Raw genomic sequence first — 8,800 nt, forward strand, 5'->3', positions numbered from 1 at the left:
GTTTCCATCCTATCCGTCCCCGCCCGCCGACCGGGTGCCGGCGGCCTCGGGTGCCCTCGCGCCGGTGAGGGTGGGCACCAGCGCCCCGTCCCGCAGGGACACCACCGTGGTCCCGTGGAGGTCGGTGCGGATCACCGGCCCGTGCCGCTCCAGCTCCCCGATCACGGAGGGGTGCGGGTGGCCATAGCCGTTGTCCCGGCCCACCTGGACCACGGACAGTGCCGGGCCCACGGCCCGCACCACGTCCAGGCCCCCGTTGCGGGCACCGTGGTGGGCCACCTTGAGCACGTCCACGGAGTCCGGCAGCACGTCCCGGCCCAGCAGCGCCCGGCTGGCCTCCTCCTCCATGTCCCCCGTCAACAGCACGGTGTAGTCACCCTCGGGGGTGTGCACGGTGGCGGTCATCTGCAATGAGGCGTCGTTCTCGTTGGCCGCGCCGGGGTCCGCCTCCAGCACGGCCCAGTCCACCCCGTATCCCGACGCCGGCCAGTCCCCGGCCCTGCCCGTCTCCCCGGGAACCGGCTGCCGGGCACCGTCGGGGATGCCGGGACCGGGCGACGACTCCATCGTCGAGTACAGGACCTCGGTGGGGCTGCAGCATCCGATGATGTCCGCCGCGGCCCCGGCATGGTCCTCGTGCAGATGGGACAGCACCAAGAGGTCCACCCGTTCCACCCCGATCCCGTCCAGGCAGCCGGTTGCCGCGGTTGGTTCCGGGCCCGTATCCACCACCATGGCGGCCCGCTCTCCCGTCCGCAGGACGAGCATGTCCCCCTGGCCGACATCGCAGGCGGCCAGCGACCAGTCGGCCGGCAGGGATCCGGAGGGTGGCGCGATGACCAGGCCGAGCTGGCTGCCGGCGGCCGCGCAGACCGTGGTCCACGCCGCGGCGAGGGACCAGCGGAGGTGGCCGGCCGGTGCCGGACGTGGCCTGCCGTTCGGGCCGAGGCGCCGGACCCGAGCCGGACGACTGCGCTCCCAACGCATCAGCAGCCACAAGAGGGCGAGGGCGGCGGCCACGTGCATCAGCACCAGGCCGGCGCCCAGAGGCCCCTCCGGCCACGCATGGAGGGCGCCCGGCCAGCCGGAGACCTCGGAGGCGATCCAGCCGATCCCCGCGGCCGGCCAACCCACCACCCAGAAGACCGCGCCCGCGAGTCCGGGCCAGGGCACCGCCAGGACGGCGACGAAGGTCCCGGGCACGGTGACGAAGGGGACGAGGGGCGCCGCCAGCAGGTTGGCCGGCACCGAGTACGCACTGAACTCGCCGGTCATCCCGACGAGGATGGGCTGGCACGCGACCTGTGCGGTGACGGTCACGGCGAGGGCGGCGCCGAGGATGCCGGCCACAGGACCCGGCAGCGCGCGGCGCAGGACGGCGGTGAGCCATTGCTCGACGGGCCGGGCCGCCAACACGATGCCGGCCGTGGCTGCCAGGGAGAGCTGGAAGGCCGGTTCCCCGGCGAGCCCCGGTTGCCAGCACAGCAGCACGCTGGCCGCCAGGCACAACAGGGGCAGCGCCTGGCGGCCCCGGCCGAAGAACACGGCCCATGCGCCGAGGGCTCCCATCACGGCCGCCCGGATCACCGAGGGCTCGGGACCCACGACGATCACGAAGACGAACAGCACCCCGAGGACCGCGCCGAGCACGACCGGTCGGCGGATCCGTACCGACCTCAACGCCATGGTGACGGCTCCGGCGATCAGCGTGCAGTTCGCCCCGCTGACGGCCGAAAGGTGACTGAGCCCGGACGTCTTCATGGACTCGTCCAGCTCGGGTTCCTGCGCGGACCGGTCGCCCAGGATCAGCCCGGGCAGCAGCTGGGGCGCCGTGCCGACGGTCCCCGCGGCCGCCTGGTGCACAGCCACGCGGACGATGTCCCGTCCCGTGGGCGCTCCGTTCGTCCCGGGCGCCCCGGCACTACTGGAGCAGGACCCGGTCTGCGGTGCGGTGGAGGCCCGGGCGAACACCGTGGCCCCCTCGGCCTCCGGTGCGGCGGTGAAGCAGACCGCCGTGCCAGCTGACAGCCTGTCCCAGTCCTGACCGCCGGACACCACCACCTCGGCCCCACCCGGAAGCTCACGGGACGGATGCCCGAACGCCTGCACGGTCACCGTGAGATGCCAGCTGTCACCGAACGTACCGGTACGCAGGACGGCCGGCCCGGCGGCCTCACCCGACAGCCGCAACGGCCGCTCGGCGGCCACCGCATCCTCCCAGCCCGAGCCCCAGACCGGTGCGCGATCACCCACTGCCTGGACGGCGGCGACGGCCGCGACCCAGAGGGCGATGGCGGCCAGGGCCGTGATGGCGGTGGTGCGGCCGCGCCGACGCGCCTGGCCCTGGCTCTGGGCCTGGCTCTGGCCCTGGTCGGGGCCCCGACCAGCGGAGGCCCACATCATCAGGCCGGTCGCGCCCAGAGCCAGGACTGCCAGCACCCACGGCACCAGGAGTGCGGCGTCGTAGGGAATCAGCGGTATCGCCAGACAGACCGCGAGGGTCAGTACCACTGCGGGGACCAGCCGGAGGTCGACGGCGGCCGGAACCCTGCCCCGCGCCTGCATTGTCACCAGGTGACCAGGCCGTCGAGGCGCTCCATCATGGCCGGCCCGATTCCCGACACGGCGTCCAGGTCCTCCAAGGAGCCGAATGGACCCACCTGCTCCCGGTGCTCGGCGATGCGTCCGGCCAGGGCCGGGCCGATGCCGGGCAGCTGCTCCAGGGCCGTGATATCCGCCGTGTTCAGGTTGACGGCTCCCGCCGCCTCCGGACCGACGCCTGTATCCGCCCCCTCTCCAGAGAGAGCAGCGCCAGCCCCGGCCACCCCTGTCGCGCCCCCGGCCAGACCGTCCGGACCGGGCACGAGGATCTGACTGCCGTCCTCGGCGGGGGCGGCCAGGTTCAGCAGGTCCAGCGCGGCCTCCCCGGTGGGGCCCCCGGCGGCCTGCAGGGCATCGTCGACGCGGGCGCCGGCCGGCAGGGCCACGAGGCCGGGTTCCCGGACCTCCCCGGCCACATGGACGGTGACGGATTCTTCGCCTCCGGTCGGGCCGGCGTCGGCCACGGAGGATGAGGCACCATCCCCGGCCCCCGGGCCCGGGGGCGCCGGCGGGCCCGGTCCGGCACCATCCACCGCCGGACCGGGACGAGCGGGGTCGGCTGAGCTCGGCGGGGCATCCTCCACGGAGGCGGCCACGGGAGCACCCGGGCCACCCGGGCCAGCCGGTGAGGTCAGCCAGCCCACCGCCCACCACGTTGCCGCGACGACCGCCAGGAGCAGTACCGCCGATCGGACGACGCGGGTCCGCCACAGTGGCGCCGGCGGCGGTGCTTCCTCCCAGTCGACCTCGTCCGGATCCCTGAGCGCGTGATTGTGGCCTCCCATGGGTTCCACCCTGGCCGCCGTCGGGCTGGATCGGTAGGGGCAGTGCCAGCCGCTGGGGACGGCTCGCGGCTAGTGGGGGCGCTGTGCAGGAGCCATCGGGTTCAGGGTGACGCCCAGGGCACCCAGGCCCAAGTGGGCGGCCAGCACGGCCGGCAGACGGATAACCGGCACCGGCATGACGGAGAGGCTCTGCAACCGTCCGGCGAGCTCGTGGGCGGCGGGCTCGTTGCCGAACCCGTGGACGGCGATCCGTTCGCCCCGGCCCTCTGACCCGGACACGAACTCCTGCGTCAGCTCCACGAGCCGCTCGGTGGCCCGGGCGGAGGTCCTCGGGCGGTCCACGAGGGAGACGATCCCGTTGTCCAGGGTCAGCACCGGCTTGACGTGGAGCAGCGTTCCCAGCAGCCCGGCCAGGGTCCCGATGCGTCCGCCGCGCCGCAGTTGGTCCAGGTTGGGCACGGTGAAGAAGACCCCCGCCTCCTGGGTCGCCTCGTCCACGTACGCCAGCAGTTGCTCCGGCGCCATCCCGAAGCCGGCTGAGATCACCGCGTCCAGCACCAGGGTCCCGAGCGCGAACCCGCTGATGTGGGAATCCACCACCGTCACGGGGATCAACGCGTCGCGCGGGGCGGCCTCCACGGTGCCTGACAGCTGGCCCGAGATGTGGATCGAGATGATCCGCTCGAAGCCGGACTCCGCCAATTCCTGGTACACCGCGCTGAAGGAGCCGGGCGAGGGACGGGAGGTCTTGACGGCGGTCCCCGCTGCCAGTGCCAACGGCAGTTCACGCATCAGCTCCGCCGTGCCCTCGGCGTGGATCTGCTCGCCCAGCATGACGGGCATGGGCACCTGACGGAGTCCCTTGGCCAAGGGGTGCGCCAGCAGTTCCGCGGGGATGGAGGCCGACGAGTCGGTGACGATCGCGGTGCGGCCCTTGCGGGAGGGCGGCAGACCGAAGCGGACCCAGCCCGACTGCGCGCTGCGCACCTGCCGGATGTGCGCGAGCATGGCGCTCTGCCACTCCGCCAGATCGGCCATGCCCGTTCCTTCCCGCTAGGTCACTGGGTGCTCGGTCCGTGTTCCGTCCGTGTTCCGTCCGTGTTCCGACGGCGGTCTTCAGACGACGATGTTGACGAGCTTCGGTTCGCGCACGATCACCTTGCGGATCTCGGCACCGTCCAGGGATCGTTGCACGGCTTCAGAGGCCAACGCCAGCCGCTCGAGGTCCGCGGCCGAGATGTCGATCGGGACCTCGAGGCGGTCCCGGACCTTGCCCTTGACCTGGACTACGGCGGTGGCGGTGTCCTGCACCAGCAGCGCCTCGTCCACGGCAGGCCAGCCCGCCCGCGCCACCGAGGGCTCGTGGCCGAGTTTGGCCCACATGTCCTCGGCGGTGTACGGGGCGAACAGGCTCAGCAGGATGGCCACGGCCTCCACGGCCTCGCGGACGGCGGGATCGCCGGCCCCACCGGCTCCACCATCGATGGTCTTGCGGATGCCGTTGACGAGCTCCATGGTGCGCGCCACGACCACGTTGAACTTGTGGTCGTCCAGCAGCCGGGCCGCGTCCGCCACCGTGCGGTGGGTGAGCTGGCGCAGGGACGCCGAGCCGCCGTCGGGATCTGTTCCCGGAGCCGCACCGGAGGCCTCCACGTCCTGGGCCAGGCGCCACGCGCGGGCCAGGAACTTGGCCGAGCCACCGGGTGAGACATCCGCCCAGTCCACGTCGTCCTCCGGCGGGGAGGCGAAGATCATGGTCAGGCGGACGGCGTCCACACCGAAGGTGTCCAGCTGCTCGCCGAGGTCCACGCCGTTGCCGAGGGACTTGGACATCGCCTTGCCGCCGTTGAGCACCTGCCCCTGGTTGAGCAGCGCCTTGAAGGGCTCGGTGAAGGAGACCAGGTCCATGTCATACAGCGCCTTGGTGAAGAAGCGCGAGTACAGCAGGTGGAGGATGGCGTGCTCCACGCCGCCCACGTACTGCTCGACGGGCAGCCACCGGTCCACGGCGGCACGGTCGAACACCTGGTCGTCATCGTTCGGGGAGGCGAAGCGCATGTAGTACCAGGACGAGTCCACGAAGGTGTCCATGGTGTCGGTGTCCCGCAGGGCCGGAGCACCGCAGCCGGGGCAGGCGGTGTTGACCCAGGACTCGATACCGGCGAGCGGCGACTTGCCCTTCGGGGCGAGCTGCTCACCGGCCACGTCCTGCGGCAGCAGGACCGGCAACTGGTCCTCGGGGACCGGAACCTCGCCGCAGTCGGCGCAGTGCACGATGGGGATGGGCGCACCCCAGAAGCGCTGGCGGGACAGCAGCCAGTCACGCAGCCGGTAGTTGACGGTGCCCCGGCCGGTGCCGCGCTCGTCCAGGATCTCGATCGCCCGCGAGATGGCCTCGGCCTTGGCCAGGCCGTCCAGCTCACCGGAATTGACCAGCGTGCCGTCCCCGGTGGTGGCCGTCCCGGTCACCGCCGGATCCTCCTCACCGGTGTCCAGGACGCGGCGGACGTCCAGGCCCATGGCGCGGGCGAAGTCGAGGTCACGCTGGTCGTGCGCCGGGACGGCCATGATCGCGCCGGTGCCGTAGTCGGCCAGCACATAGTCCGAAGCCCACATCGGCAGCTTCTCGCCGGTGAGCGGGTTGAGGGCGTGGCGGCCCAGGAAGACGCCGGTCTTGGAGCGGTCGGTGGCCTGGCGTTCGATCTCGGAGACGTTCTTGAGCCCCTCGCGGTAAGTCTCGAGCGCCGCACGGTGCTCCTCGTCCACGAGTTCGAGGGCCAGGTCCGCGTCCGCGGCGACCACCATGAAGGTGGCGCCGAACAGGGTGTCCGGGCGGGTGGTGAAGACGGTGATGTCCCGGCCCGGCCGGCCGTTGTGACCCGCGGTGGCGGCGGTGGGCTCCACGCGGAAGTCCACATGGGCCCCCTCGGAGCGTCCGATCCAGTTCCGCTGCATGGCGAGCACGCGTTCGGGCCAGTGGCCCTCGAGCTGCTGCATGTCCTCCAGGAGGCGGTCCGCGTACTCGGTGATGCGGAAGTACCACTGGTTCAGGGACTTCTTCGTGACCGCGGTGCCGCAGCGTTCACACGCGCCGTTGACCACCTGCTCGTTGGCCAGCACGGTCTGGTCCTTGGGGCACCAGTTGACCGGCGAGTCCTTGCGGTAGGCCAGGCCCTTGGCGTGGAACTGCTGGAACAGCCACTGGGTCCACCGGTAGTACTCCGGGTCCGAGGTGTGCAGTTCGCGGGACCAGTCCGCGGAGATCCCATACCTCTGGAAGGAGGCCTTCTGCGTGTCGATGTTCTTGTAGGTCCACTCGGCCGGGTGCGCGTTGCGCTTGATCGCGGCGTTCTCGGCCGGCAGTCCGAAGGAGTCCCAGCCGATGGGATGCAGGACGTCGTAGCCCTGCTGCATCCAGTACCGGGCCACCACGTCACCCATGGCGAAGGCCTCGGCATGGCCCATGTGCAGGTCTCCCGAGGGGTACGGGAACATGTCCAGCACGTAGCGGCGCTCCCGGGAGCCGTCATCCAGCGGCGCGAAGGTGCGGTGCTGCTCCCAGTAGCCGCCCCAGCGCTCCTCGAGCGCCGCGAACGAGTACTCCTCGGTCTCGTCCTGCTGGGGAGTACCTTGCGCTGGCTGGCTCACGGAGGTCCTGTCCTTAAGTGTGATGGCTGGAGAACGACGCCGGCCCGGTGCCCCGGGCGGTCGACGCGCCTAGCCATCCTACTCCGGCGGGCTGTCCGGCTCTGAATCCGGGGCTGCCGCCGACCGGCGTCGATCAGCCCTGCTCTGCCCATCCGAGGGACCGCTGGACGGCCTTGTCCCACTGGCCCAGGAGCCGACCCCGTTCCGCGGAGGACAGGGCCGGCTCCCACCGCCGGTCCTCCCGCCACAGCCCGGCCACCTCGTCGAGGTCCCGCCACAGCCCGGAGGCCAGGCCGGCCGCGTGGGCGGCGCCGACCGCGGTGGTCTCCACGAGTTCCGGACGCACCACGGGCAGGCCGAGGATGTCCGCCTGGAACTGCATCAGGTGGTCGTTGACGGTCATGCCGCCGTCCACCCTCAGCTCCTCGGGCCGGTGGCCGGCGTCCGCCACCACGGCCTCCAGCACATCCCGTGACTGATAGGCGGTGGCCTCCAGGGCCGCCCGGGCCAGGTGACCGGCCGTCGCGAATCCGGTCAGTCCGGCGATGAGCCCACGGGCATCCGGCCGCCAGTACGGCGCGTACAGCCCGGAGAAGGCCGGCACGAAGAACACCCCGCCGTTGTCCTCGACCGAGGCGGCGAGGGCTTCCACCTCGGCCGAGCTCCGGATGATCCCGAGATTGTCCCGCAGCCACTGGACCAGCGATCCGGCGACCGCCACCGAGCCCTCCAGGGCATAGTAGGCGGGCCCGTCCTCCAGCTGGTACGCGACCGTGGTGACGAGGCCGTGGTCCGAGATCTCCGGCGTCGTGCCGATGTTCTGGAGGAGGAAGCAACCGGTGCCGTAGGTGTTCTTCACGTCCCCCCGGTTGAAGGCCGCCTGGCCGAAGGTCGCGGCCTGCTGGTCGCCGAGGATGCCGCACACCGAGAGGCCGCTGAGGGGTTCGGCACCGGTGATGGTCCCGAACTCCCCCACGGAGGGATGAATCCGCGGCAGCATGCCGGCCGCCAGATCGGGGTCGATGCCAAACAGTCCGGTCAGGCCGTCGTCCCAGTCCAGGGTCTCCAGGTCCATCAGCAGTGTCCGCGAGGCGTTGGTGACGTCCGTGGCATGGACGCCGCCGTCCGTACCACCGGTGAGGTTCCACAGCAGCCAGCTGTCCATGGTGCCGGCCCGCAGTCGGCCGCTCCGCGCGAGCTCTCCGGCCTCGGCCACGTTCTCCAGGATCCAGCTGATCTTGCCGGCCGAGAAGTACGAGGCCAGGGGCAGCCCGGTCCGGGCGCGCACGGCGTCCTCATGCCCATCTGCCCTGAGCCGGTCCATCAGCGCATCGGCCCGGGTGTCCTGCCAGACGAGCGCCCGGTGGACCGGTCGCCCCGTCACCGCGTCCCACAGGACCGTCGTCTCACGCTGGTTCGTGATCCCGACGGCGGCCACGTCCGCGGTGCGCAGCCGGGCCCGGGTCAGGGCGAGGCCGGTGAGTTCGCGCGTGTTCTCCCAGATCTCGACCGGATCGTGCTCGACCCACCCGGGGTGCGGAAAGTACTGGCGATGTTCGCGCTGGGCGCTGGCCAGGACGGACCCGTCCTCGGCCATGACCACCACCCGGGTCGAGGTGGTGCCCTGGTCGATGCTGATGACGGCACGCCGCGAGGCCATGGCCGTGGAGACGTCGCTGCTGGCTGGCTGCATGTCGGAAGCCTATCCACCCCCGGCCGTCCGGTCCCGGCGCAACGGCGGAGCAGCGCGGACGGCGCCGGCGAAA

General features: G+C 71.9%; 5 protein-coding genes. All 5 read right to left on the reverse strand.

Going from position 1 to position 8,800, the window contains the following annotated elements:
• Positions 1–9: 9 nt before the first annotated feature.
• The 5 genes from RUH65_RS08045 to glpK all read right to left on the reverse strand — a co-directional run bounded on the left by RUH65_RS08045 (position 10) and on the right by glpK (position 8,727).
• Positions 10–2,565, reverse strand: coding sequence for a ComEC/Rec2 family competence protein (locus RUH65_RS08045; protein ID WP_313816831.1), 2,556 nt, complete (start codon positions 2,563–2,565; stop codon positions 10–12).
• A gap of 2 nt (positions 2,566–2,567) precedes the next feature.
• Positions 2,568–3,386, reverse strand: a complete 819-nt coding sequence (locus RUH65_RS08050; RefSeq protein WP_313816825.1) for a ComEA family DNA-binding protein — start codon at positions 3,384–3,386, stop codon at positions 2,568–2,570.
• Between the two features lie 69 nt (positions 3,387–3,455).
• Positions 3,456–4,424, reverse strand: a complete 969-nt coding sequence (locus RUH65_RS08055) for a DegV family protein (RefSeq protein ID WP_313816826.1) — start codon at positions 4,422–4,424, stop codon at positions 3,456–3,458.
• Between the two features lie 78 nt (positions 4,425–4,502).
• Positions 4,503–7,034, reverse strand: coding sequence for a leucine--tRNA ligase (gene leuS / locus RUH65_RS08060; RefSeq protein WP_313816827.1), 2,532 nt, complete (start codon positions 7,032–7,034; stop codon positions 4,503–4,505).
• Between the two features lie 133 nt (positions 7,035–7,167).
• A complete protein-coding gene (gene glpK, locus RUH65_RS08065) occupies positions 7,168–8,727 on the reverse strand; it encodes a glycerol kinase GlpK (protein WP_313816828.1) in 1,560 nt (519 codons plus the stop codon).
• Positions 8,728–8,800: the final 73 nt, after the last annotated feature.

This window comes from Citricoccus sp., assembly GCF_032154715.1.
In the GTDB taxonomy this organism is placed as follows: Bacteria; Actinomycetota; Actinomycetes; order Actinomycetales; family Micrococcaceae; genus Citricoccus.

Coding starts and splice junctions, on each gene's coding strand:
- RUH65_RS08055 (WP_313816826.1), bottom strand. CDS start 4,424: ATGGCCGATCTGGCGGAGTGGCAGAGCGCCATGCTCGCGCACATCCGG.
- glpK (WP_313816828.1), bottom strand. CDS start 8,727: ATGCAGCCAGCCAGCAGCGACGTCTCCACGGCCATGGCCTCGCGGCGT.
- RUH65_RS08050 (WP_313816825.1), bottom strand. CDS start 3,386: ATGGGAGGCCACAATCACGCGCTCAGGGATCCGGACGAGGTCGACTGG.
- RUH65_RS08045 (WP_313816831.1), bottom strand. CDS start 2,565: ATGCAGGCGCGGGGCAGGGTTCCGGCCGCCGTCGACCTCCGGCTGGTC.